This window comes from Streptomyces sp. NPDC041122 (assembly GCF_055592445.1).
Genome location: NZ_JBVIYQ010000002.1, coordinates 423,114 through 448,699, shown reverse-complemented (window position 1 = coordinate 448,699; position 25,586 = coordinate 423,114). Strand labels below are relative to the sequence as shown.

18 protein-coding genes are annotated in these 25,586 nt (G+C 72.0%); 12 read left to right on the top strand and 6 right to left on the bottom strand.

The window, feature by feature from the left end:
* Nucleotides 1-69: 69 nt before the first annotated feature.
* The gene (locus tag ACZ6B8_RS08250) at nt 70-2,574 is read right to left on the bottom strand and encodes a GTPase-associated protein 1-related protein (RefSeq protein ID WP_471606667.1); all 2,505 of its coding nucleotides are present in this window, start codon (nt 2,572-2,574) and stop codon (nt 70-72) included.
* A gap of 220 nt (nt 2,575-2,794) precedes the next feature.
* Between ACZ6B8_RS08250 and ACZ6B8_RS08245 the strand changes: the two genes are divergently transcribed.
* The 10 genes from ACZ6B8_RS08245 to ACZ6B8_RS08200 all read left to right on the top strand — a co-directional run bounded on the left by ACZ6B8_RS08245 (nt 2,795) and on the right by ACZ6B8_RS08200 (nt 18,046).
* The gene (locus ACZ6B8_RS08245) at nt 2,795-3,643 is read left to right on the top strand and encodes an alpha/beta fold hydrolase (protein ID WP_471606666.1); all 849 of its coding nucleotides are present in this window, start codon (nt 2,795-2,797) and stop codon (nt 3,641-3,643) included.
* 104 nt (nt 3,644-3,747) lie between these two features.
* Complete coding sequence (locus ACZ6B8_RS08240) at nt 3,748-5,031, top strand: cytochrome P450 (protein ID WP_471606665.1); 1,284 nt, start codon at nt 3,748-3,750, stop codon at nt 5,029-5,031.
* Nucleotides 5,032-5,077: 46 nt separating this feature from the next.
* Nucleotides 5,078-6,475 (top strand): DUF1266 domain-containing protein, encoded by a 1,398-nt coding sequence (locus ACZ6B8_RS08235; RefSeq protein WP_471606664.1) that lies wholly within the window; start codon nt 5,078-5,080, stop codon nt 6,473-6,475.
* Nucleotides 6,476-6,624: 149 nt separating this feature from the next.
* Nucleotides 6,625-7,665 (top strand): LacI family DNA-binding transcriptional regulator, encoded by a 1,041-nt coding sequence (locus tag ACZ6B8_RS08230; protein ID WP_471077426.1) that lies wholly within the window; start codon nt 6,625-6,627, stop codon nt 7,663-7,665.
* Nucleotides 7,662-9,233 carry a sugar ABC transporter ATP-binding protein gene (locus ACZ6B8_RS08225; protein WP_471606663.1) on the top strand — a complete coding sequence of 524 codons (1,572 nt, stop codon included), beginning with the start codon at nt 7,662-7,664 and terminating at the stop codon, nt 9,231-9,233. Before ACZ6B8_RS08230 ends, ACZ6B8_RS08225 begins: the two co-directional genes overlap by 4 nt.
* Nucleotides 9,223-11,169, top strand: coding sequence for an ABC transporter permease/substrate-binding protein (locus ACZ6B8_RS08220; RefSeq protein ID WP_471606662.1), 1,947 nt, complete (start codon nt 9,223-9,225; stop codon nt 11,167-11,169). Before ACZ6B8_RS08225 ends, ACZ6B8_RS08220 begins: the two co-directional genes overlap by 11 nt.
* A gap of 112 nt (nt 11,170-11,281) precedes the next feature.
* Complete coding sequence (locus ACZ6B8_RS08215; RefSeq protein WP_471606661.1) at nt 11,282-12,235, top strand: ribokinase; 954 nt, start codon at nt 11,282-11,284, stop codon at nt 12,233-12,235.
* Nucleotides 12,232-12,621 carry a D-ribose pyranase gene (gene rbsD, locus ACZ6B8_RS08210; protein ID WP_471077415.1) on the top strand — a complete coding sequence of 130 codons (390 nt, stop codon included), beginning with the start codon at nt 12,232-12,234 and terminating at the stop codon, nt 12,619-12,621. Before ACZ6B8_RS08215 ends, rbsD begins: the two co-directional genes overlap by 4 nt.
* A gap of 255 nt (nt 12,622-12,876) precedes the next feature.
* Complete coding sequence (locus ACZ6B8_RS08205) at nt 12,877-14,199, top strand: M28 family metallopeptidase (protein ID WP_471606660.1); 1,323 nt, start codon at nt 12,877-12,879, stop codon at nt 14,197-14,199.
* A gap of 655 nt (nt 14,200-14,854) precedes the next feature.
* Nucleotides 14,855-18,046: an RHS repeat-associated core domain-containing protein gene (locus ACZ6B8_RS08200; RefSeq protein WP_471607172.1), complete on the top strand. Its 3,192-nt coding sequence runs from the start codon at nt 14,855-14,857 to the stop codon at nt 18,044-18,046.
* Between the two features lie 356 nt (nt 18,047-18,402).
* Here ACZ6B8_RS08200 and msrB read toward each other — a convergent pair whose 3' ends face one another.
* From msrB to ACZ6B8_RS08180, 4 genes are all read right to left on the bottom strand, one after another.
* A complete protein-coding gene (gene msrB / locus ACZ6B8_RS08195) occupies nt 18,403-18,810 on the bottom strand; it encodes a peptide-methionine (R)-S-oxide reductase MsrB (RefSeq protein WP_471077409.1) in 408 nt (135 codons plus the stop codon).
* 31 nt (nt 18,811-18,841) lie between these two features.
* Nucleotides 18,842-20,254 (bottom strand): UDP-N-acetylmuramate--L-alanine ligase, encoded by a 1,413-nt coding sequence (gene murC / locus ACZ6B8_RS08190; protein ID WP_471077406.1) that lies wholly within the window; start codon nt 20,252-20,254, stop codon nt 18,842-18,844.
* A gap of 105 nt (nt 20,255-20,359) precedes the next feature.
* A complete protein-coding gene (locus ACZ6B8_RS08185; RefSeq protein ID WP_471606659.1) occupies nt 20,360-20,824 on the bottom strand; it encodes an indole-3-glycerol phosphate synthase in 465 nt (154 codons plus the stop codon).
* Between the two features lie 150 nt (nt 20,825-20,974).
* A complete protein-coding gene (locus ACZ6B8_RS08180; protein ID WP_471077400.1) occupies nt 20,975-21,799 on the bottom strand; it encodes a pyrimidine reductase family protein in 825 nt (274 codons plus the stop codon).
* A 36-nt stretch (nt 21,800-21,835) separates the two neighbouring features.
* Between ACZ6B8_RS08180 and zapE the strand changes: the two genes are divergently transcribed.
* Nucleotides 21,836-22,930: a cell division protein ZapE gene (gene zapE / locus ACZ6B8_RS08175; protein WP_471077397.1), complete on the top strand. Its 1,095-nt coding sequence runs from the start codon at nt 21,836-21,838 to the stop codon at nt 22,928-22,930.
* 136 nt (nt 22,931-23,066) lie between these two features.
* A complete protein-coding gene (locus ACZ6B8_RS08170; protein WP_471606658.1) occupies nt 23,067-24,428 on the top strand; it encodes a PhoX family protein in 1,362 nt (453 codons plus the stop codon).
* 47 nt (nt 24,429-24,475) lie between these two features.
* On the opposite strand, the gene sph is transcribed toward ACZ6B8_RS08170, so the two are convergent.
* On the bottom strand, nt 24,476-25,459 hold the full coding sequence (sph, locus tag ACZ6B8_RS08165) for a sphingomyelin phosphodiesterase (protein WP_471606657.1): 984 nt from the start codon (nt 25,457-25,459) through the stop codon (nt 24,476-24,478).
* Nucleotides 25,460-25,586 lie beyond the last annotated feature (127 nt).

The following is a 25,586-nucleotide window of genomic DNA, read 5'->3' as shown; positions in this document are numbered from 1 at the left end:
CTTTCGTGGGAAGTCGGTGGTGGGGCGGCGCGGGGGTGGTGCCCCGGGCGCGCCCCGGGTGGTGGCCGGTCAGCTCTGCCGCTGGGCGACCTGCTGACGCCATGCCGTCCACTCCTGCAGGCCCTGCCCCTCCCGCTCGAAGACGGTGGCGACCTGCCCGAGCCGGCGGTGGTCGAGGCGTTCGAGGACGGGTTCGAGGGCGTGGGCGAGGAGCTCCTCGGCGACGGCGTGCCAGTGGGCGGTGACGCCGTGCCGCCGACGGCGCCGCCAGAGGTAGAAGTACGCGGCCAACTCCGAGGGTTTGTCGGGCAGTTCACGGACCATGCGGTCGACCTGGGCGGGGTCGAGGAGGTGTGCGCGGTAGGTGTTCAGGAGGTCGGGGCCCGCGGCGACGAGGATGCGCAGCCCGTGCGCCTCGCACATGTCGAGCGGGTTGGCCCCCGCGAGGGCGCGGCCCACCCGCTCCTCGATGCCCTTGCGGAGCACCGGGCCGAGCGGCGGCGCCTTGCGGCCCAGCTCCTCCAGGAGGTCGATGGCGGCCTTGCCGATGGCCAGCCGGCCGTCGAGGAGGTCCTGGGCGGCCACGAGGAGTCTCGCGGTGGTGCGTTCGTGGGAGCCCAGCTTGCCGTCCTCGCGCATCTCCCGTGCGAAGTCGACCAGTTCGCGGTCGCAGCGGTCGGGTTCCTTGAGCCAGCCCATGATGCGCCGGCCGAGGTCGGCCTCGACGATCAGGCGGGGCGTGCAGGCGCGGGCCACCCAGGCCTGGTCCTCGGGGTCCGGCGGAGTGTTGCGCCACACGATGTGCCACAACAGGCGCAGCGTCGCGACGTCCTCGACCTTCGGCCCCGAGAGGAGTTCGGTGAGCCGGTCGAAGAGCTGGGCACCGCTCAGGTGGTCGGGTGGGCCGCTCAGGTACGCGGCGGCCGCGGCGAGGCGGACGGTGAGCGGCGCGTCCTCGATGTTGCGCCGCAGCCATTCGCCCTGCGCGGAGTTGGCGAGGGCGCGCAGCCGGTCCAGTTTGCGTACGGTGAAGTCGACGACGAGCAGCCTGAGCACCCGGCGGGTGAAGGCGACGTGGTCGACCTCGGTGAGGACGCGGACGGCCTGTGCGCACTCGCGCCGCTCGGGGTGCAGCAGGGCTTCCGCGAGCCGGTCCATGGCCTCGGCGAGGCCGGGCCCGCCGTCGGCTCCCACGGCGAGGGCGAGGCGCAGCGGCTCGGTCCAGCCGGTGACGGGGCCGCGGAGCCGGGCACGCAGGGCGTCGTCGGCGCGCTCGCCGTACTCCTCGCGCAGCTCCCGCCAGGCGTCCTCGCCGAGCGGAAGGCCCTCGAAGGCGGTGAGGTCGGGCAGGGCCCCGCGGCCGCGCGTGGCGTCGAGCCGGTGCTTGACGAGGGCGAGGGCGAGGGGGCGGGCCGCCGGGGCGCGGTCGCCGTCGAGCCCGCGGCAGAGCCGGTCGAGCTCGTCGAGGGTGTGCGGACCGGCCTCGCCGCGGCGCACGGACCGGGCGAGGGCCTCGCACACGACGTGCAGGGATTCCCCGCTCAGCCCGGCGAGTTCGGCGCCGGAAAGGGTGCTCGCGCCGCCGTCGCCGGTCTCCTCCCGGCCGGCGCCGGAGACCAGCGGCAGGAGCGCGAAGGGGCCCTCCGGGTGCGTCGCCGCGCCGGGCGCGGGGCGCGGCGGGTTGCCGGCCAGCCACCGCTCGGCGGTCAGCCGGGCCCAGGCGTCGGGTTCGGCGGGCGGCGGGCTCTCCGGTCCGCCCGTGCTGTCGTACACCCGGTACAGATAGGTGGCCGTCGCCTCGTCGGAGCGGTCGAACGCGACGTCCGGGCCGATGCCGATGATGTGCTGCGGGGCGCGGTACGGGTCGGCGGTCCAGGTCGTGAAGGTCAGCGCGGGGACGTACGCCTCGGGCAGGGAGGCACAGGCCAGCGCGACCCAGCGGGCCACGGTCCCGGGCTCCTCCTCGACCAGGACGATCTGGCGCCCCGCGGGGTCGCCGAAGAGCCGGCGCACATCGGTGAGGAAGGGCGCGACGCGGCCGGCGTGCTCCCGCGCGAACTCCACGAGCACCGATTGGTCCAAGTGGGGCTCGGCGAGCGGCAGTTCGGACTCGACGAACCCCGCGCCGAGGGTGTCGCCGGCGTCCGGTTCCCAGGCGGTGGAGCGCCAGGTGTCGATCGGCCAGACGGGGCCGGGGCCGGGGGTGTCGGCGCTCACGTGCAGCGCCTCGACGCGCTGCCCGGGGAGGGCGGCGCACAGGAGTCGGGCGCCGTCCGGGAGCAGGCTGTAGCTCAGCTCCGTACGGGCGCCGGTGATCCGCTCGACGACGGAGTCCAACACGTCCGCTTCCCCGTGCTCTCCGGGCCTCTCGTGCTCCCCACGCCTCTCGTGCTCCCCGTGTTCCTCGCGTTCCCCGCGTTCCCCGCGGTCCTCGTACTCCCCGTGTTCCTCGTGCCCCTCGCGCTCCTCGCGCGGTTGCTGCGGCCCGGGCCCGGCCTGCTCCACGGGGATCAGGCGGGGGGCTCCGGTGTCCGGCTCCTGGTCGAGCCGGTAGCTGCGGCGACGGATGGCCATGCCACATTCTGACCAACCGCGGCGCCGCCCCGCAGGCCGTCCGCCAAGTTCATCCCCCGCCCCGGTGTGCGCCCCCCGCACCCGCTGTCGAACACGTGACGCGGCGCGGGCACCCTTGCGCGGTACGGGGGTTGGGGACACCGTGGTCACGGCCCCGCACCCGTACGCCGGGGCCGCCCGTACCCGGGGCCGCCCGGACCCGCCGGCGATCGGAGTCGCAGTGACCTCCTTCCCGCTCCCCCACACCCTGCTCGGCGAAGGCCCCCACAAGGTGGTCGCGGTGCACGGCTGGTTCGCCGACCGCACGGCGTACGAGCCGGTGCTCGCGGACCTCGACGGCGGCGCGTTCCAGTACGCGGTGGTGGACCTGCGCGGCTACGGCGAGGCCCGGGACGCCGTCGGCGCGTACACCACGAGCGAGGGCGCCGCCGATGTGCTCGACCTCGCCGACCGGCTCGGCTGGGAGCGGTTCTCGCTCGTGGGGCACTCCATGGGCGGCAGCGTGGCGCAGCGCGTCCTCGCCGCGGCCCCGCACCGGGTGCGGCGGCTCGTCGGAGTGTCGCCCGTACCGGCCGAGGGGCTCCACCTTCCGCCCGAGCAGTGGGAGTTGTTCGCCGGTGCCGCGCACCTCCCGGAGAACCGGCGCGCCATCATCGACGTCACCACGGGCGGGGTGCGCCCGCGCGCCTGGCTGGACCGGATGGTGCGCCGCTCGCTCGCGGTCAGCGACGCGAAGGCGTTCCGTGCCTGGCTGGACTCGTGGGCGTGCGAGGACTTCCACACCGAGATCGACGGTTCGCCCGTCGCCGCGCTCGCCGTCACCGGGGCGCTCGACCCGGCCCTGCCCGCCGACCTGATGCGCACCACCTGGCTGCGGTCCTTCCCGCAGGGCGAGCTGGCGGAGCTGCCGGGGGCAGGGCACTACGCGATGGACGAGGTGCCGCTGGAGCTGATCCGTACGGTGGAGGACTTCCTGCGCGCCGAGAACGATCTCGGCGAGGGGCTGGACGGTGACGCGCGCGGGGGCGGAGGCGGGTACGCCGACGGATCGCAGGACGGCCTCGCGTGAACCTGGACGACGCGCCGCCCGGGACACCGCGGGAACCGCCCCGCGGCACACCGCAGGAGCCACCACACGGAGCTCCTTGCGGCCCCCGCCCCGGTACCCCGCCCGTGCCCGACGTCTTCGACCCCCGGCTCTACGCGGAGGGCGTCCCGTACGGGCGCTACCGCGTGCTGCGCGACCACCACCCGGTGGCGTGGCAGGAGGAGCGGGCGGTGCTCGGCTGGCCCGCGGGGCCGGGGTTCTGGGCGGTCACCCGGCACGCCGACGTCGTCCGCGTACTCAAGGACCCGGTGACGTACTCCTCCTACCTGGGCGCCACCCAGATCCGCGATCCCGCGCCGGACGACCTGCCGTTCATCCGCCGCATGATGCTGAACCAGGACCCGGCGGCGGGGGCCGGGGGCGGGCCGTCCGGTGGGGCGGGGGCGGCCGATCACGGCAGGCTGCGCAGGCTGGTCAGCCGCGCGTTCACGCCCCGGCGGATCGAGCGGTTCGAGGCGGCGGTGCGCGAGCGGGCCCGCACGCTGATCGAGGCCGCGGTGGGGCAGGCCGGGGCCGGTGACGGCACCGTCGACATCGTCGCGGCCGTCACCGACGACTACGCCCTGCTCAACCTCGCCGACCTGCTCGGCGTCCCGGCCGCCGACCGCGGTCTGCTGCTGCACTGGACGCAGCGCGTCATCGGCTACCAGGACCCCGACGAGGCGGCCGCACCCGTCCTCGGCCCCGACGGCGCTCCGCTCGACCCGCGCTCGCCCGCGATGCTGCGCGACATGTTCGAGTACGCGGGGACGCTGGCGGCGCACAAGCGCGCGCACCCCGGCGACGACGTGCTGACGACGCTCGCCGGCGACCCCGAACTCGGCGCCGCCGAACTGGAGATGTTCTTCTTCCTGCTCACCGTCGCGGGCAACGACACCGTGCGCAGCGCGGCGCCGGGCGGGCTGCTGGAGCTCTCCCGGAGCCCGCGCGAGTACGAGCGGCTGCGCGCGGGCGCGACCCCCGTGGCCACCGCGGTCGAGGAACTGCTGCGCGCACACCCCCCGGTGCTCAGCTTCCGGCGCACCGCGACCCGGGACACCGAGCTGGCGGGGACGCGCATCGCGGCCGGGGACAAGGTCGTCGTCTTCCACGCGTCCGCCCACCACGACGAGCGCGTCTTCGCCGACCCGCACCGCCTCGACCTGACCCGCTCGCCCAACCCGCACGTGGCGTTCGGCGACGGCCCGCACGTCTGCCTGGGCGCGCACTTCGCCCGGCTCCAACTGCGCGTGTTCCACGAGGAGGTGGCGCGCGCCCTGCCGGTGCTGCGGCTCGCGGCGCCACCGCGCCGGCTCGTCTCGCACTTCATCAACGGCCTGAAGTCGCTGCGCGTCGAGATGCCCGCGTAAGGTGCAAGATCGCGAATTCCGGCGCGGCGCCCGAGCGGAGATCCTCATGCACGACGAACACACAGAGCCCACCGGCCCCGCGGGTCACATAGACCCTGCGGAGCACGTAGACCCCGCAGGGCACACAGACCCCGCAGGCCTCGCAGAGCACGCGGACGAGTACCACGACGAGATCTTCCCCGACGTCCCCGCGCCGGAGGACGGGAGTTCCTGGCAGGCGCCCGCCGATCTGGAGGAGCACCTGTACGAGCTGTGCCAGGAGGACGACGCGTACGGCTATCTGCGGGCGCTGGCCGTCGAGGGGCTGTACCGTCCGGTCCGGCTCGACGGGGACGCGACGAACGAGGCGGCCGGGCGGGGCGAGGGCCCCGAAGAGGACGGCCCGGCCAGCGAGTTGCTCACCTTCGACCTGCCGGACGGCAGGAAGATCGCGCAGGTGTACACGGCGGGCTTCCTGCCCCGCCCGCACCCCGAACTCGTCTACGAGTACGTCACGCTGGACGCGCTCGCCGCGGGCTGCCCGGACGACGTCGACCTGCTCGTCGTGAACGCGGCGACGCCCTGTCAGCAGTTCTATCTGACGACCGACGACGAGCGGGAGGTCTGGTCGGACCTGCACGCCCGCCACCACCGCCCCGGCAACCTCGCCCACCGCGTCGAGACCCGCCGCACGGGGGCGCCCGCACCCGGCAGCCCGGTCCTGCACGGCCTGGCCTGCGGCGCGCATCTGTGCTTCGCCAACGGTGACGCCTGGAACACCCTCGACTGGCACGGCGCCGGCCACCACAACGAGATCGACCGGCTGCGGGAGTGGTGGGGCGTCGACGACCGCGACGACTGGCTGGCCCTGCAGGAGCGCCTGCTGACCCGGGACGTCAGCCCCTGGTACTGGGACTTCGTCCTGGACGTCCGTGCCGCGCTGATCGAGCGGTACGGCCCGCGGGTCGACCCGGAGCTGTGGCGCGAGCGGACCGAGGCCACGCTGCGCCACCGCGTGTCGCAGACCTCGGGCCCGGGCGCCCCGCACCGCCCCGGCGAGGACGCCGACCTGGACGGCTTCGCCGGTCACCTGCGCGCCCTGGTCGGCGAGGTGCTCCGCTACGAGTCCCGCTTCCGCGCCGACGGCCTGCTGCCGCCCGGTGGCCGCGTCGACACGGTCGCGGCCTGGGACATCGGCCGCGCCTCGAAGATGGCCCGCTGGGGCGTGGGCGCCCGCTACGCCACGCGCGCGGAACTGCTCAAGGCCCTGGAACGCGCCTCGGAGGCGGCCCGTGCCGCGTACACCTCGTGGGAGTCGTTCTCCGCGGGCTACATCCTGGGCCGCTGCCTCCACTTCGACGAGGAACAGTTCGGCACCTGGTACACGGACGCGCTCCGCGCCCACCGCGCCCTGACCACCGACCTCGACAGCCCCTGGCTGACGGTGGAGTTCCGGGGGGCGTAGCGGCGCCCACTCGTCGGGATGCCCTACCGCTCCGACGCGGGCGCCCCACATCACGATCGGATCTCACGCCCCCGCCACCCCTTGCCACGCCCTCGTGTAATCGTTTCCAATCCTCCGTGTAATCGATTCCACGAGGAGGTGGACCGACGATGGCGACCAGTTCCGTGGGGATCAAGGACGTCGCGGCCGAGGCCGGGGTGTCCGTCGCCACCGTGTCGCGCGTGCTCAACGGGCACCCCTCCGTCAGCCCCGCGTCCCGCGGTCGCGTGCTCGCCGCCGTCGAGGCGCTCGGTTACCGGCCCAACGCCGTCGCCCGCTCCCTGCGCACCGACCAGACCCGCACCCTCGGGCTCGTCATCAGCGACGTGCTCAACCCGTACTTCACCGAGCTGGCACGGTCCGTCGAGGAGGCCGCCCGCGCGCTCGGCTACAGCGTGATCATCGGCAACGCCGACGAGCGGCCCGACCTGCAGGACCACCACGTGCGCACCCTGCTCGACCGGCGGATCGACGGGCTCCTCGTCTCCCCCGCCGACGGCGGCTCGCCGCTGATGCTGGACGCCGTGCGGGGCGGCACCCCGATGGTCTTCGTGGACCGCTGGATCCCCGGCGTCGACGTCCCCGTCGTCCGCTCCGACGGGCGCCGCGCCGTCCGCGACCTCGTCGCCCACCTGCACGGACTCGGCCACCGCAGGCTCGCCATCATCGCGGGCCCGGCCGCCACCACCACCGGCAGCGAGCGCGTCGAGGCCTTCCGCGAGGCGCTGCACGAGCAGGGCATCGCCCTGCCCGACGCCTACATCGGGCAGGGCGACTTCCAGGCCGACAGCGGCCGCCGCGCCACGACGCGCTTCCTCGCCCTGCCCGAGCCGCCCGACGTCGTCTTCGCCGCCGACAACCTGATGGCACTCGGCGCCCTCGACGCGATCCGCGCGCACGGCCTGCGCGTCCCGCACGACATCGGGCTCGCGGCCTTCGACGACATCCCGTGGTTCGTGCACACCGACCCGCCGGTCACCGCGATCGCCCAGCCGACCGCCGACCTCGGCCGGGCCGCCGTGCGCGCGCTGACCGACCTCATCGAGGGCAGACGCCCGCAGTCCGTGACCCTGCCCGCCCGCCTCGTGGTCCGCCGCTCCTGCGGTGAGCCGGCCGATGCGGACACCTCCGTACGAAGGAGCAATCCGTGAGCAGCCAGAACGAGTTGCTGCGCATCGAAGGCATACGCAAGACGTTCCCCGGCGTCGTCGCGCTCGACTCCGTCGACTTCGATCTGCGCCGCGGCGAGGTGCACGTCCTGCTCGGCGAGAACGGCGCGGGCAAGAGCACGCTGATCAAGATGCTTTCCGGCGCCTACCGCCCCGACAGCGGCCGCGTGTTCGCCGAGGGGCGCGAGGTGCGCATCCACGGCGCGCAGGACGCCGAGCGGCTCGGCATCGCCACGATCTACCAGGAGTTCAACCTCGTCCCCGACCTCACCATCGCCGAGAACATCTTCCTCGGGCGCCAGCCCCGCCGCTTCGGTCTCGTCGACCGCAAGAAGATGGAGGCCGACGCCGAGGAGCTGCTGAAGCGGGTCGGGGTGCGGGTGTCGCCGCGCGCGAAGGTGCGCGAACTGGGCATCGCCCGGCTGCAGATGGTCGAGATCGCCAAGGCGCTGAGCCTGGACGCACGCGTGCTCATCATGGACGAGCCCACCGCCGTCCTCACCTCCGAGGAGGTCGACAAGCTCTTCGCGATCGTGCGCACGCTGCGCGAGGACGGCGTCGGCATCGTCTTCATCACCCACCACCTGGAGGAGATCGCGGCGCTCGGCGACCGCGTCACCGTCCTGCGGGACGGCCGCAGCGTCGCCCAGGTGCCCGCGTCGACGGACGAGGAAGAGCTCGTCCGGCTGATGGTGGGGCGCAGCATCGAGCAGCAGTATCCGCGTGAACGCCCGGACACGGGGCCCCCGTTGCTCTCCGTCGCCGGGCTCACCCGCGACGGCGCCTTCCACGACGTCAGCTTCGAGGTGCGGGCCGGTGAGGTCGTGGGCCTCGCGGGCCTGGTCGGCGCGGGCCGCACCGAGGTGGCGCGCGCCGTCTTCGGCGCCGATCCGTACGACGCGGGCACCGTGCGCGTACAGGGCGAGCGGCTGCCCCGGCACGACGTGAACGCGGCGATGGGCGCGGGCGTCGGCCTGGTCCCCGAGGACCGCAAGGGGCAGGGGCTCGTCCTCGACGCCTCCGTACGGGAGAACCTCGGTCTGGTGACGCTGCGTTCGGCCACCCGGGCCGGGCTTGTGGACCTCAAGGGGCAGCAGCGGGCGGCCGCCCGGATCGCCGAGCAGCTCGGGGTGCGGATGGCCGGGCTCGGCCAGCACGTGCGCACCCTGTCCGGCGGCAACCAGCAGAAGGTCGTCATCGGCAAGTGGCTGCTCGCCGACATCAAGGTCCTGATCCTCGACGAGCCGACCCGCGGCATCGACGTGGGCGCGAAGGTCGAGATCTACCAGCTGATCAACGAGTTGACGGCCTCCGGGCACGCGGTCCTGATGATCTCCAGCGATCTGCCCGAGGTGCTCGGCATGAGCGACCGGGTGCTCGTCATGGCGCAGGGCCGGATCGCCGGCGAGCTCACCGCCGAAGAGGCGAGCCAGGACGCGGTGATGGCGCTCGCGGTCAGCAGCGCAGCCGCCGCCGACGGCACCGACATCCCGCAAACCGACATACCGCAAGCGCAAGACAAGACAGCGGAGGGCACCCGTGGCCACTGAAACCCTGAAGCGCGACGCGGGTGGCGCACCGACGCTCCGCCGCGTGCTGCTCGACAACGGCGCGCTGAGCGCCCTGATCGTCCTGGTCGTGGGGATGTCGCTGCTGTCCGGCGACTTCCTGACCACGCAGAACCTGCTCAACGTGGGCGTGCAGGCCGCGGTCACCGCGATCCTGGCGTTCGGCGTCACCTTCGTGATCGTCTCGGCGGGCATCGACCTGTCGGTCGGCTCGGTGGCCGCGCTCTCGGCCACCGTCCTCGCCTGGACGGCGACGTCGCAGGGCCTTCCGGTGTGGCTCGCGGTGGTCATGGCCGTCGCGACCGGCGTGGCCTGCGGGTTCGTCAACGGCGTTCTCGTCTCGTACGGGAAGCTCCCGCCGTTCATCGCGACGCTCGCGATGCTGTCGGTGGCGCGCGGCCTCTCCCTGGTGATCTCGCAGGGCAGCCCGATCGCCTTCCCCGACTCGGTCTCGCACCTCGGTGACACGGTCGGCGGCTGGCTGCCGGTGCCGGTGCTCGTGATGGTCGCGATGGGCCTGGTCACGGCGCTGGTCCTCGGGCGTACGTTCATCGGCCGCTCCATGTACGCGATCGGCGGCAACGAAGAGGCCGCGCGCCTCTCCGGCCTGCGGGTCAAGCGCCAGAAGCTGGTGATCTACGCGCTCTCCGGACTCTTCGCCGCCGTCGCCGGCATCGTGCTCGCCTCCCGTCTGGTCTCCGCGCAGCCGCAGGCCGCGCAGGGCTACGAGCTGGACGCCATCGCCGCGGTCGTCATCGGCGGCGCGAGCCTGGCGGGCGGGGTCGGCAAGGCGTCCGGCACGCTGATCGGCGCGCTGATCCTCGCGGTGCTGCGCAACGGCCTCAACCTCCTCTCCGTGTCGGCCTTCTGGCAGCAGGTCGTGATCGGTGTCGTCATCGCGCTCGCGGTGCTCCTGGACACGCTGCGGCGGCGGGCCGGGGCGACGCCCGCGGCCTCGTCGGGGGCGTCCGGCGGGGTGCGGGGCAAGGGGCCGCAGGCGGTGAAGTACGCGGTGGCCGCCGTGGTCGTGGCGGCCGTCGTCGGCGCGGTCTCCTTCGTGAACTCCGGCTCGTCCGGCACCTCGACGAAGATCGGGATGTCGCTGTCCACGCTCAACAACCCCTTCTTCGTGCAGATGAAGGAGGGCGCGCAGGCCGAGGCCGAGAAGTCGGGCATCGACCTGACCGTCACCGACGCGCAGAACGACGCGTCCCAGCAGTCCAACCAGCTGCAGAACTTCACCGGCGAGGGCGTGAAGTCCATCATCGTGAACCCGGTGGACTCCGACGCGGCGGGCCCCGCCGTGCGCGGCGCCAACAAGCAGGACATCCCGGTGGTCGCCGCGGACCGCGGCGTGAACAAGGCCGAGACCGCGACGCTGGTCGCCTCCGACAACGTCGCGGGCGGCAGACTGGCGGCGAAGACGCTCGCCGAGAAGCTGGGCGGCAAGGGCAAGGTGATCGTCCTGCAGGGCACGGCCGGCACCTCCGCGAGCCGTGAGCGCGGCCAGGGCTTCGCCGAGGGCATCAAGGCCTACCCCGGGATCGACGTCGTCGCCCGGCAGCCCGCGGACTTCGACCGCACCAAGGGCCTGGACGTCATGACCAACCTCCTCCAGTCCCACAAGGGCGTGAACGGCGTCTTCGCCGAGAACGACGAGATGGCGCTCGGCGCGGTCAAGGCGCTCGGCGACAAGGCGGGCACGTCGGTGCCCGTGGTCGGCTTCGACGGCACACCCGACGGCCTCAAGGCGGTCGGTGCGGGCACGCTGTACGCGTCCGTGGCCCAGCAGCCCAAGGAGCTCGGGAAGATCGCGGTGCGCAACGCGGTGCGGTCGGCACAGGGCAAGAAGGTCCACGAGACGGTGAAGGTGCCGGTGAAGGTCGTCACGGCGAAGAACGTGAAGGACTTCTCCTGAGGTGAGGTACTTCTCCTGAGCGCCTGAGCCCCGGGCGCCGGCCGACGGCCGACGGCCGTTCCGAGTACCGTCACCACCGCACCTCATCGCACGAAAGCAGGAACAAGCAGACATGAACGACGACTACGAGCTCCTTGTCGTGGGTTCCGCCAACGCCGATCTGGTGGTCGGCGTGGAGCGGCGCCCCGCGCCGGGCGAGACGGTCCTCGGCTCCGACCTGGCCGTCCACCCGGGCGGCAAGGGCGGCAACCAGGCGGTCGCCGCCGCCCGGCTCGGCGCCCGCACCGCGCTCCTCGCCCGGGTCGGCGACGACGCCCACGGACGGCTCCTCCTGGACGCGCAGCGCGCGGCGGGGGTGGACACCGACGGCGTCCTGGAGGGCGGCGCGCCCACCGGCGTGGCGCTGATCACCGTCGACCCGTCGGGCGACAACAGCATCGTCGTCTCGCCCGGCGCCAACGCCCGGCTGACCCCGCAGGACATCCGGGCCGCGGGCGGCCTGCTCGCGGCGGCCCGGGTGGTCTCCAGCCAGCTGGAGATCCCGCTGGACACGGTGGCGGAGGTGGTGCGCACGCTGCGGCCCGGGGCCCGTTTCGTCCTGAACCCCTCCCCGCCGGCCCCGCTGCCCGACGAGGTGCTCGCCGCCTGCGACCCGCTGGTGGTCAACGAGCACGAGGCGCGGGTGATCCTCGGCGAGGACGCGGGCGACGCCCCCGAGGAGTGGGCGCGCGGCCTGCTCGCGCTCGGCCCGCGCTCGGTGGTGATCACGCTGGGCGCCGAGGGCGCGCTCACCGCGCAGGCCCCGGACTGCGCGTGTGTACGGGTGCCGAGCCCGCGGGTCGACGCGGTGGACACGACGGGGGCGGGCGACGCCTTCACCGCGGCGCTCGGCTGGCGGCTCGGCCTCGGCGAGGACCTGCCGACGGCGGCGGCGTACGCGGTACGGGTGGGGGCGGCGGCGGTCACCCGCAAGGGGGCGCAGGACTCGTACCCGACCGCCTCGGAGCTTCCCGAGGCTCCTGAGTCCACCGAGGCTCCCGCGGCCCCGGAGGTCCCGTCCCGGTGAAGAAGTCGGGGATACTCAACCGTCATCTCGCGGGCGCACTGGCCGAGTTGGGGCACGGGGACACGGTGCTCGTCTGCGACGCGGGCATGCCGGTCCCGGCGGGCCCGCGCGTGGTCGACCTGGCGTTCCGCGCCGGGGTCCCGTCCTTCGCGGAGGTCCTCGACGGGCTCCTCGCCGAGCTGGTGGTGGAGGGCGGCACGGCTGCGCGGGAGGTGCGGGAGGCCAATCCGGCGGCGGCGCGGCTGCTGCGGGAGAGCCTGCCCGCGCTGGAGTTCGTCGCGCACGAGGAGGTCAAGCGCCGCTCGGCGGCGGCCCGCCTGGTCGTCCGCACCGGCGAGGCGCGCCCGTACGCGAACGTGCTGCTGCGGTGCGGGGTCTTCTTCTGACGGCGACCTGAGACGGGGGTGGTCCGCCGGCTCGGCGAGAGCGGAACATGGGCGGAAGACGGGGCGCCATCTATCACACGGGTCCGCTATACGAACGCGGCTGACCGCATTGTGACCGGATTCCGCTCTTGACGGTGGATCGTCAAGACCTCAACATCAGGCAACGCACCAGCTCCAAAGGCGCCCCGCGGCACCCGCGTCGCAGGGCGCCTCGCACGTTCCGTCCCTCTCGCCGTTCGGAATCCGGAGCCCCACATGAACCTGTACAGACGTGCGGCCGTCGGTGCCGCCACCCTGGCCATCGGCGGCCTGCTCGCCACCGCCGCCCCGTCGGCCGCCGCCGCCCCGTCGGCCACCGCCCCCTCGCCCACCTTCGCGGCGCCCGACATCCCGCTCGCCAACGTCAAGGCGCACCTCACCCAGCTGCAGTCCATAGCCTCGGCCAACGGCGGCAACCGCGCCCACGGTCGCCCCGGCTACAAGGCCTCCCTCGACTATGTGAAGGGCAAGCTGGACGCGGCCGGATTCACCACCCGCATCCAGCAGTTCACGTCCAGCGGCGCCACCGGCTACAACCTGATAGCCGACTGGCCGGGCGGCAACGCCGACCAGGTCGTGATGGCGGGCGCGCACCTCGACAGCGTCTCGGCGGGCCCCGGCATCAACGACAACGGCTCGGGCTCGGCCGGCATCCTGGAGACCGCGCTCGCCGTGTCGCGCGCACAGCTCAAGCCGGACAAGCACCTGCGGTTCGCCTGGTGGGGAGCCGAGGAGCTGGGCATGGTCGGCTCGCGGTACTACGTCAACAACCTGCCCTCCACGGACCGTTCGAAGATCAGCGGCTATCTGAACTTCGACATGATCGCCTCGCCGAACCCGGGCTACTTCGTCTACGACGACGACCCCACGATCGAGAAGACGTTCAAGGACTACTACGCGGGCCTGAACGTACCCACCGAGATCGAGACCGAGGGTGACGGCCGCTCCGACCACGCCCCCTTCGACAGCGCGGGCATCCCGGTCGGCGGTCTGTTCAGCGGCGCCGAGCGCACCAAGTCCAGCGCGCAGGCGCAGAAGTGGGGCGGTACCGCGGGCCAGGCCTTCGACCGCTGCTACCACTCGTCCTGCGACACCACGTCGAACATCAACGACACGGCCCTCGACCGCAACAGCGACGCCATCGCGTACGCGATCTGGACCCTCGCGGCGGGCGACACGCCCGTACCGCCCGGCGACGCCTACGAGAACACCACCGACGTCGCCATCCCGGACAACGGCGCCGCGGTGACCTCGACGGTGAACGTCACCGGCCGCACCGGCAACGCCCCCGCCACCCTCAAGGTGGACGTCGACATCCGGCACACCTGGCGCGGCGACGTGGTCGTCGACCTGGTCGCGCCGGACGGCACCGCGTACCGCCTGAAGAACTCCAGCAGCAGCGACTCGGCGGACAACGTCGTGGCGTCGTACACGGTCAACGCGTCGAGCGAGCCCGCGAACGGCGCATGGAAACTCCGCGTCCAGGACGTGGCCGCCCAGGACACCGGCTACATCAACAGCTGGAAGCTGACGTTCTGACCGGTTGAGCGGGCCCGGACCTGGGCGGCGCCGCGAGCCGGCTCCGCATAGCTCTCCGGAATCAGCCGGGCCCGCTCCCCAGGCATCACGGCGCCCAGCGGGTGCCCGAGCCCGACTGGTCCGCAGCGACTGTCGAGCCCGGTCGCGCAGCGACACCCCTGTGCCGCCTCCGCCGGACCCGCGCGATCGATGTCCGCTCGTCCGCGCACTCCGCCCGGCCCTCAGAGCCAGGTCTGGACCGCAATTATCCGGTCACCTTGTGGACGTTTCTGTGTGCGCAGGGCGCAACGGCGGCTCGAAACACGCCACTTGAGGTCACTTTTGTAGGCCTTCTTCCGATGATAGGGAGGGGCTAGTTCCGGCCCGTGTGGAACGGGTGTTCGGGGGAAGCGCGCCGCGATCTGTGGAGGTCGTGTGGCAACTTGTGTGCGCCTCGTGACCACTGGGGTCTGCGAGAAGTGTCTTCCTGTGGGGGGAAGCCTTGATGCAACGCACTCGTGGTGCGCGTGTTTCGCGTGCCCGCAAGAGAACCAGCCTCGCCACGGCGGCCGTTCTGGCCACCGGAGCCCTGACCTTGTCCCTGTTGCCGGCCGCGGGCGCGTCCGCGGCCGACGAGCCGGGCTCGGTGTGGGGCAAGGACGCACCCAACTTCACGATGCCCGCGGTGAAGGCCGGGGCGAACAAGCCCGTCGCGCCGCAGGCCGAGCGCACGCCGTCCGACGAGGTCGCCGCTTGGCGGGCGCAGCAGAAGCAGCGCGCCAACAGCGGTGAGACGGCATCCGTGTCAGCTCGCGCCGGCGGGGCAGCCGTGGACACGTACGTGCCCGAGGGGCAGGGTGACGTGCCGTGGCACCGGATCAGCAATTTCGCGGTCACGGATGCGCTGACGGCCCGGATCGACTACTCGACCGGCAATCTGATGCTCACGGCGACGGACTTCTCCATCGCCGGAGTGGGCCAGCAGCTCACCCTGGCGCGGACGTACAACTCCCTGGACGCGCCGTGGGGCAAGGTGTCCCAGCGGTGGTGGCAGCAGTACGAGCGCTACCTGCAGCTCTTCGACAGCGAGGTAGTGCTCTACGACGCCTCCGGCGACACCCTGCGCTTCGAGAAGGGCTCGGACGGCTCCTTCACCACGCCGAAGGGTTACTCCAAGGAGCTGAAGAAGAACGCCGACGGCACGTACACGGTCAGCGACTGGAAGTCGCACACCAAGGACACCTACGACGAGCACGGCACGCTCACCAAGGTGACCGACAAGAACAAGGGCACTATCACGGTCGACCAGCACGACAAGGACGGCGAGAACAAGGGCTTCAAGCTGACCGAGACCCGCTCGGGCCGCTGGATCGACCTGGTCAAGACCGACGCCTCGCAGTGGCAGGCCAAGGACAACTCCGGCCGCACGGCCGTCTTCGACCTCGACCCGGCAGGCAACCTGAGCAGGACCACGGACGCCGAGGGCAAGACCACCACCTTCGGCTACGACTCCTCCCGCCGCCTGGAGAAGATCACCACGGCCGAGGGCCGCGTCACCGTCTTCACCTACGACGACGCCAACCGCGTCACCTCGATGCTGCGCGCCACCGAGCTCAACGGCTCCGGCCACACCGGGCCGACGTGGACGTACGAGTACGACGCCACCTCGCCCACCGCGGGCGGTACGACGAAGGTCACCGACCCCGAAGCGCACGTGACGCGCTATGAGCACGACGGTGACGGCCAGGTGGAGAAGGTCACCGACGCGCTCGGTCACAAGCGGTCGACGAAGTTCGACGCGAACCACAACGTCGACACCGCCACCGACGCCATGGGTTCGGGTTCCACGCCCGGCAACGTGTCCGACTACGGCTTCAACACACGCAACAACCTGGAGTCGGTGAAGTCCCCGACCGGCGGTAAGTCGACCACCAGCTGGCAGACGATCGCGGGCGGCGACAAGCCCAAGGACTCCACCAACGCCGACGGCGAGAAGACGTCGTACACGTATGACACGGCCGGCAACACCAAGTCGGTGGCGCAGACCGGCACCGGCGGCGGGAACGTCTCCTACACCTACAACCCCGCCACCCCCGACTGCGGCGGCTTCGAGGGCCAGCGGTGCACCGCCCAGACGAAGATGTCCGCGTCCAAGACGGTGAAGACGTCGTTCACCTACGACGGCAAGGGCAACCTCACCAAGGTGACCCCGCCCAAGCCGCTGGGTGAAACCACCTACACCTACGACGCGTTGGGCCGCACCGAGACGCTCACCGACGGCCGGGGCATCAAGAAGGTCTTCACCTACGACCACCTCGACCGCATCAAGACGGTCTCCACCACCAACGACACGGTCCGCTACCACTACGACGGTGACGGCAACCTGCGCCAGCGCGACGACTCCACCGGCACCGTCAAGTACGCCTTCGACCCGCTCCAGCGCGAAACCGTCCGCACCCTGCAGGACGGCTCGCAGACCCTGCTGGCCTACACCCCGGCGGGCAACGTCGACTTCTACCAGGACCCGGCCGGCACCACCGACTACACCTGGAACGAGGTCAACAAGCTCAAGGAGTTCAAGGACCCCCGCGGCAAGGTCACCACGTACAAGTACAACAACAACGACGTGCGCACCCAGACCTCCTACCCGGGCGGCACCGTGCAGACCGTTGATGTGGACAACTCCAGCCGGCCGGAGAAGATCAAGGCGATCTCCCCCAAGGGCACCCTGGTCGACCTGGCCTACACCTACGGCTACGGCACGGACGCCAAGACCGACGGCGACAAGATCCGCACCAAGACCGACGCGGTCACGGGCATGAAGACCAGCTACACCTACGACGGCGCGGGGCGCTTCTCCTACGCCGAGGAGAAGAAGGGCTCCACGCTGAACGAGTCCTGGCAGTACTGCTACGACCTCGCCGGGAACCTCACCAGCCAGGGCACCGCCAAGGACTGCCCGCGCGGCACCACCTACACCATCAACGACGCCCAGCAGATCACCGCCAAGAACGGCTCCACCACCAACTGGTCCTACGACACCGAAGGCCACGAAACCGCCGGTGCGTCCACGCCGGAAGGCACCCGCACGGCCGAGAAGTGGTCGGATCACAGCCAGTTGACCTCGCTGACGGTGGGCGGCAAGACCTACGCGGGCCAGTACGGCTCCACAGATCAGAGCGAGCGCATCAAGCTGGGAGACACCTACTTCCACAACGGCCCGCTCGGCCTGTCGGCGACCTCAACTGCCGGTGTGGACACGGGCTTCAACCGCGAGCCCGGGGGCACGCTGAACTCCATGACCCGGGACGGGAAGACCTACTTCTACCTCACCGACGCACTCGGCTCCGTCGTGGCCGTAGCCGACGAGGCCGGCGAGAAGGTCAACACGTACTCCTACAGCCCACGCGGCGTGGAGCGGTCGACCACCTCGGAGAAGGCCACCCAGCCCTACCGCTTCGCCGGCGGCTACCAGGACCCGACGGGCATGTACCACTTCGCGGCCCGCTACTACGACCCCAGCATCGGCCGCTTCACCCAGCGTGACCCTTCTGGGCAGGAGAAGAACCCCTACCTTTACGCAGAGGGTGACCCCGTCAATCGCATCGACCCCAGCGGCCTGCTCTCGCTCGGTGATGTCGTCGGAGCCGCCGCCGGCGCGGTAGCGAGCGCTGCCCTCGACGGGGTCTTGGGGCCCGTGGCAGGAGGCGCGGTCGGCGGCTGTATCGGAGGAGGAATCACAGCGGCGATCGATGGGGAGGGCCTTGGCGGAGTGGGCAAATCCTGCCTGGAACAGGGAGCACTCGGAGCCGCAACCGCTGGTCTCGGTGCGGCGACGAAGGTGGGAATGAAGGCGATCAAAAAGTAGTCGCAATGACACGTTCGCGTGCGGGGAACGGCCCATTCCCCGCACGCGGAGCACCGAATGAGAGGACGTACGGTGAAAAGTCACGCCAGTAGGCTGGGAGTGTTTCTGGCCGGTCTCATCGTCTTCGGTCTTGTCGCCGTTGCCATCCTCATGGCGATGAGCGGTACGCCGAGGACGGTCGTCGGTGCCGTGGCCCTGGTGGCCCTCGTCCCGCTCTTCGTATGGGGCGGCGCTTGGGTGAACAAGGGCTCTCAAGCAGCATCCCGGTGAGCGGTCCGGCCCACCGGTCCGTCCCAAACGCCCTGGCCGGCCTTCCGTGTCCCCGGAAAGTCGCCGCCGTGAAGGGCTGATGCCCCTCAGCCCTCGTCCGCCGCCAGCCGCAGCGAAACGCTGTTGATGCAGTACCGCTGATCCGTGGGCGTGGGGTAGCCCTCGCCCTCGAAGACATGGCCGAGGTGCGACCCGCAGCGCGCGCACCGCACCTCGGTGCGCACCATGCCGTGCGAGGTGTCCTGCACCAGCTCGACCGCGTCCGTGTCCTTGGGGTCGTAGAAGCTCGGCCAGCCGCAGTGCGACTCGAACTTCTCGCCCGAGGTGAACAGCTCCGCGCCGCACGCGCGGCAGGAGTAGACGCCCTTGGTCTTGGTGTCGGTGTACTCGCCCACGAAGGCGGGCTCCGTGCCGGCCTGGCGCAGGACCGCGTACTCGGACGGGGTCAGCTCCGCCCGCCACTGCTCGTCCGGCTTCTCGACGTCGTACGACATGGGTGCCATCCCCTTTGCTTCGAAAGCTCCGCTACTTGGCCGGCTCGGTCAGCTCGGCCAGGATCTGCGGGCCGAGGTCCGTGACGTCGCCCGCTCCCATGGTGAGAACGAGATCGCCGGGCTTCGCCATTCCCGCGATCATCCGCACGGCCGCCGCCTTGTCGGACGCGGCGGTCACCTCGGCGCCCGCCGCGCGGGCCGCGTCGATGATCAGGGCGCTGGTGATGCCGGGGATCGGGTCCTCGCGGGCCGGGTAGATGTCGAGGACCACCGAGGAGTCGGCGAGGGCGAGGGCCTGGCCCATCTCCGTGCCCAGCTCCTGGGTGCGCGAGAAGAGGTGGGGCTGGAAGAGGACGAGGATGCGCGCGTCGCCCGCGGCGGAGCGCATCGCCTCCAGGTCGGCCGTCATCTCGGTGGGGTGGTGGGCGTAGGAGTCGATGACCTGGACCCCGGCAGCCTCGCCCTTGAGCTGGAGGCGGCGCTTGACGCCGGTGTACGACTTCAGGGCGCCGGCGAGGTTCCGGGACGGGATGCCGAGCGCGATGCCCGCGGCGAGGGCCGCGACCGCGTTGTTCGCGTAGTGCCGGCCGGGCACCGAGACCGTGAAGGTCAGCAGCTTGCCGTCCAGGAGGACGGTGACCTCGCTGGTCAGACCGCGCGCGGTGATCTTGTGGATGCGCAGGTCGGCGCCCTCGGACTCGCCGTACGTGACGACCTTGAGCCCTCCGAGGTCGCGGATGCGCTTGGTCAGCTCGACGGCGCCCGGCTGGTCCGCCGAGATGACCAGGGTGCCGCCGGGGACGACCTTGCCGGCGAAGATCTCGAAGGACTCGTAGATCTCGTCCATCGACGCGTAGTTGGCGTGGTGGTCGAGCTCCACGTTGAGGACGATGGCGACCTCGGGGGCGTACTTGTGGAAGCTGCGGTCGCTCTCGTCGGCCTCGGCCACGAAGATGTCGCCGTCGCCGTGCAGCGCGTTGGAGCCGGGCACGTCCAGGTCGCCGCCGATCGCGTACGACGGGCCGAGGCCGAGCGTGGCGAGGGTGACGGCGAGCATCGACGTCGTCGTGGTCTTGCCGTGCGTGCCGGCCACCGCGATCGGACGCAGGCCCTCCATCAGGGCGGCCAGCGCGTCCGAGCGGTGCACGACCGGAATGCCGAGCTCGGCGGCGCGGGCCAGCTCGGGGTTGTCGGCGCGGATCGCGGAGGAGACGACGACGCAGGTCGCGTCGGAGGCGAGGTGCGCGGCGTCGTGGCCGATGTGGACCGTGGCGCCGAGCGCGCGCAGCGCCTCGGCGGTGGCGGACTCCCGGGCGTCGCTGCCCGCGACCTCGGCGCCGCGCTGGGCCAGGATCTTGGCGATGCCCGACATTCCGGCGCCGCCGATGCCGATGAAGTGCGGTCGGTCCATGTCGGCGATGGAACGGGGCAGGCCGGGTGCCATGCGTGTGTCTCCCCTGGTGGTGCGACGGGTGTCACGTCGTGGGCCGGGGCGTCACCCCGTACGACGTCTGAGCAGACCCCAGCCTATTGCCTCCGCCGCGGGCTCCTACGCCTCCTCCGCCGTACTGTGCGAGAAGAGCTTGAGGACCGGCACGCCCACCTTGTGCCGGGCCCGCGAGGCCCAGTCCCGGTGGAAGAACTCCTCCACGTAGTGCGGGTCGGTCAGGACGATCACCTCATCGGCCCCGGCCTCGTCGACCAGGGTCTTGAGCGCGTCCAGCGGGTGGTCCTCGATCAGCCGCCCCTGTGCCGCGCAGCCCGCCGCCCGCAGCGCCCGCAGGGAGACGTCCAGTGCCTGCTCGCCGAGGTGGGTCGCCTCCTGCCCCTCCGGGGTCTCGCCCTCGCGCGCCGCCTCGTCCAGCTCGCCGAGGGCGACGTCGTCGATGGCCCGCAGCAGGCGGTCCGCCTGGTCGCCCCTGGGCTGGAGCAGCACGTGGAAGGCGACCGGCTCGTCGCCGTGCAAGGTGGTGACGAATTCAACGTCGGCGGACGTCAGGGCTTTCTCGATCATCAATACGCTTGTGAACACGCCAGGCGCCCTTCTCATCCGTGGGCCGGCTTTCAGCCCTTGCGGAAACCATCCTGCCCCGTTACCGCACGGGGACTGCGAGATCTAGTGTGCCCAGCCGAAGCCAAACGGAACGGCTGATTCCGCCGATTGTCAGGTTCGACGGTATCGGGTGAAGAGGAACCCGGCCTCTTCCAGCACGGACGTCAGTGCGAAGCGCTCGGGGACCGCGAGCGCGGAGCCGCCCGCGATCCGCTGGGCGTCCCCCGCGGTGAGCATCGGCGACACCGTCAGACAGAGCTCGTCCAGCGCCCCCGCGGCCACGAACTGACCGAGGAGGCGGGGCCCGCCCTCGGTGAGCAGCCGGGTCAGCCCCCGCTCGGCCAGTGCCGGAGCAACCCGCTCCGGTTCCACGGTCGCGCCCTCGCCGGCGATCAGCACGACGGCGCCCGCCTTCTCCGCCGCCGCGATCCGCTCCGCGGGCGCGGCGGCCCCCGTCACCACGAGGGTGGGCGTCAGGGGCGCCGTGAAGAGCGGAAGCGAGAAGTCCAGATCGAGACCGGCGCTGACCACGGCGACGGCGGGCGCCGGCGACTGGCCGGCCGCCGCCCTGCGCTCCTCGAAGGCCGCCCGCGCCTTCGCCGGGCGGTAGCCCTCCTTGCGGACGGTCTCGGCGCCGACGACCACGACATCGGCGAGGCTCCGCAGGGTGCCGAAGATCCGCATGTCGGTGTCGCCGGAGATCGGGTGCGAGCGGCCGTCGTGGTGGGCCGCGCCGTCGAGCGTGGAGACCATGTTGGCGCGCAGCCAGGTCGCCTCCCCCGCGGGGTAGGCGTAGGCGTCGGCGAGCTCGTCGAGTCCCCACTCCCGGTCGGCGGTCTCATCCGCCCGCCGGGGGGCCCGGTCGGGATTCCGGTCCTCCGCACGGATGTCCGGCCGGTCGGCTGTCGGGTCGGTCACAGGGAACAGGCGTCGCATATCCGCAGTCTCGCACGCCCCTTAAGCTGGGGAACCGTGTCGTCCTCCACCTCAGCCCCCGGGCACCGCCGCACAGCCGAAGTCACTCCGCTGTCCCTGTGCGCCCGCGAGCCCCACGTCCCCGCCGACCGCCTGGTCGCCGAGATGGTGCCGCCGCCGCGCTTCGACTCGGTCCGCTTCGACACCTACATCCCGGACCCCGGCCAGCCCAGCCAGACCGAGGCGGTCCGGGTGCTGAGCGGCTTCGCCGCGGGCCTCGGCGGGGCGCACGCCTCCGGGTCGGGCAGGAAGAGGTGGTTCGGACGCGCCAAGGCCGCCGCTCCGGCGGGCCCGCGCGGCATCTACCTCGACGGCGGCTACGGCGTGGGCAAGACCCACCTCCTGGCCTCCCTGTGGCACGCGACGCCCGCCGCGCCCGAGCAGAAGGCGTTCGGCACCTTCGTGGAGCTCACCAACCTGGTCGGCGCGCTCGGCTTCCAGCAGACCGTGCGCACCCTCAGTGCTCACCGGCTGCTCTGCATCGACGAGTTCGAGCTCGACGACCCGGGCGACACGGTGCTGGTGTCGTCGCTGCTGAGCAAGCTCGTCGAGCAGGGCGTGGCGCTGGCCGCGACGTCGAACACGCTGCCCGGCAAGCTCGGTGAGGGCCGGTTCGCGGCCACCGACTTCCTGCGGGAGATCCAGGGCCTCTCGGCGCACTTCAAGGCGTTGCGGATCGACGGCGAGGACTACCGCCACCGCGGTCTGCCGCAGGCTCCGGCCCCGTACTCCGAGGAGCAGGTCACCAAGACGGCCTACGCGACCGACGGCGCCTCGCTCGACGACTTCCCGCATCTGCTGGCCCACCTCGCCAAGGTGCACCCCAGCCGGTACGGCGCGCTGACCGACGAGCTCGCCGCCGTCTGCCTGACCGATGTGACGCCGGTGCCCGACCAGTCGACCGCGCTGCGCCTTGTGGTGCTCGCCGACCGGCTGTACGACCGAGAGGTACCGGTGCTCGCCTCCGGGGTGCCCTTCGACAAGCTCTTCAGCGAGGACATGCTGAACGGCGGGTACCGGAAGAAGTACTTCCGCGCCATATCGCGGCTCACGGCGCTCGCACGGGACGCCAAGGGGCTCGTGGGCGAGTAGGCCCGCGGGCGGCCTCGGCGGGGCGCGGCGCGGGACGGCGCGCGCAACGGAAGCTACGCGCGTGGTTCCCGTGCCCCTAGGCGCGTGGTACACACATCCGGTCACATTCCTGTCCGCCAGCAGGAGGTCGCCCATCATGACTGCCACACGACGTCAGGTTCTCGCCCGCTCCGGTGCGCTGGGCGCGGGGATCGCCTTCACCGGCGCACTCTCGGAACTCTTCGCGGGCACCGCCGCCGCGCACGGGAAGGCCGGTTACGGCCCCCTCGTCCCCGACCCCAAGGGCCTGCTCGACCTGCCCAAGGGCTTCCGCTACACGGTTCTCTCCCGCGAGGGCGACGAGCTGCGCTCCGGCGAGGGCAAGGTCCCCAGCAACCACGACGGCATGGCCGCCTTCCGTGGCCGGAACGGCGGCACGAACCTCGTGCGCAACCACGAGAACCGTGCCGACGGCCGGGTTCCGGTGCCGACCGTCAAGGGACTCACGTACGACCCGATGGGCAAGGGCGGCTGTACGGCGCTCGCCCTCGACCGGCACAACCGCGTCCTGAGCGAGCGCGTCGCGATCGCCGGGACCGCCGTCAACTGCGCGGGCGGGCCCACCCCGTGGGGCACCTGGCTCACCTGCGAGGAGACCGAGGACAAGGCCGGCACGAACGGCTACACCAAGGACCACGGCTTCATCTTCGAGGTCGACCCGGTCGACCCGCACCGCACCGGCGCGGTGCCGCTGACCGCGATGGGCCGCTTCCAGCACGAGGCGATCGCCGTCGATCCGCACCGCGGGATCGTCTACGAGACCGAGGACGCCTTCGACAAGCCCTTCGGCCTCTTCTACCGCTTCCTGCCCAAGAAGCCCGAGGGCGGCCGGGGTTCGCTGCGCGCGGGCGGCCGGCTCCAGGCCATGCGGGTGCCCGGGGTGCCCGACCTCTCCTCGGTCAAGGAGACCGGCGCGACCTTCGACGGCATCGAATGGGTCGACGTACCGGACCCGCTTGCCGCCCAAACACCCATCCGCTTCCAGGACTTCGGCAAGAAGGGCATCACGCACGCCCAGAAGCTGGAGGGCTGCTACTGGGGCGGCTCGTCCGTCTACTTCGTCTCGTCCTTCGCGCACAGCGCGGCGGGCTCGGCGGGCGACCACTACGGCCAGATCTGGCGCTACGACCCGTCCCGGCGCCGCCTCGCCCTCGTCGTCCTCTTCGGCCCGAGCACCGACATCCAGCTGCCCGGCGAGTCCCCCGACAACATCTGCCTCGCGCCCAGCGGCGGCCTGATGGTGTGCGAGGACGGCGGCGGCGCCCAGCACGTGTTCGGCCTCACGCGCGGCGGCGAGGTCTACGCGATGGCGCGCGGCCGGCAGAACATCGGCACCCCCGACAAGCCCGAGTGGGGCGAGTTCGCGGGCGTCACGTTCTCGCCGGACCACGACACGATGTTCGTGAACTGCTACACGCCCGGCACGACGTTCGCGGTGACCGGCCCCTGGCACAAGTAGCGCGGCGCTCCGTGGCCCTCGTCCCCGCGGACGAGGGCCACGCCCCCTCAGTACGCCGTGACGGGATAGTGGTCCGACAGGTTCGTGTACGTGTAGTCCCTGCCCCAGCTCGACACCGTCCAGGGCGCGCTCCGCTCCCTGACGACGTGGTTGGTCCAGGTGGCGGGCCGGGCATGGCCCTTGCGGTGCAGGACGTGGTCGAGGTCCTCGCGCGGGTCGTCCGGGTAGCGGTCGGCGGCGATCGAGTTGTCCGCCGTGTCGAAGGAGTACGGGTGGCCGGTGCGGGCGTCGGCCGGGACGAAGTCTCCGGCGGCGAGCATCGAGGCGTACTCGGCGCTGCGTGAGTCGACGTTGAAGTCGCCCGCCACGACGACCTGTTCGGCCGCCGGGATGTTCTTGGCGTCCAGGAAGGCGTCCATCTCCTTGAGCTGCGCGGCGCGGGTGGCCGCGGCCTCGCCGTCGGCGCAGCCGGAGTCGGTGGACTGGGTGTGCGTCCCGACGACGTGCGTCCGGACGCCGTTCACATCGAGGACGGCGTAGACGAAGCCCTTGTTGGAGTACGCGTCGGAGCCGCACGCCTCCTTGTAGACGTACTGCTCCTTGCGCACGATCGGCCACTTGCTCAGGACCGTCACCCCGCCGTCCTCCGGCGTCACCGAGGAGTACGCGCCGCCGGTGGCGTCCCAGCCGCCCTTGCCGCGGCCCATCACCGGGGTCTGGTGCGGGTACTCCGCCGCGGCGTACGACTTCAGCGCGTCGGACGCGGAGTTGTCGAACGCCTCCTGCAGCACGACGACGTCCTGGCCCCGGAAGAAGCCGGCGGCCGGTATCGCCCGGGCCCGGTGGTCCTGGCCCCAGTTCGGGTACAGCGTCTTGCTGAAGAGGAACGTGTTGTACGTGAGCACCTTGAGCGGGGGCGGGGCGGCGGCGCCTGCCGCGGTCGCGGACGGGGCGGCGGCGACGAGCGTGGCGGCGGCGAGCACCGAGGTGATCGCCGCGGTGTGGGTCCTGCGCGGCGCTGAGTGCGGCACGGTAACTCCAGGGGTCCGGGGGCCGGTTGGAAGCCCGCACATCCAACCAGCGGGAACTACTTCTGGGGATACGTCGCGTGAACACGATCCCCGCCCAGGCCCGTAAAAGGCCCGCCGGCGCGGCTCG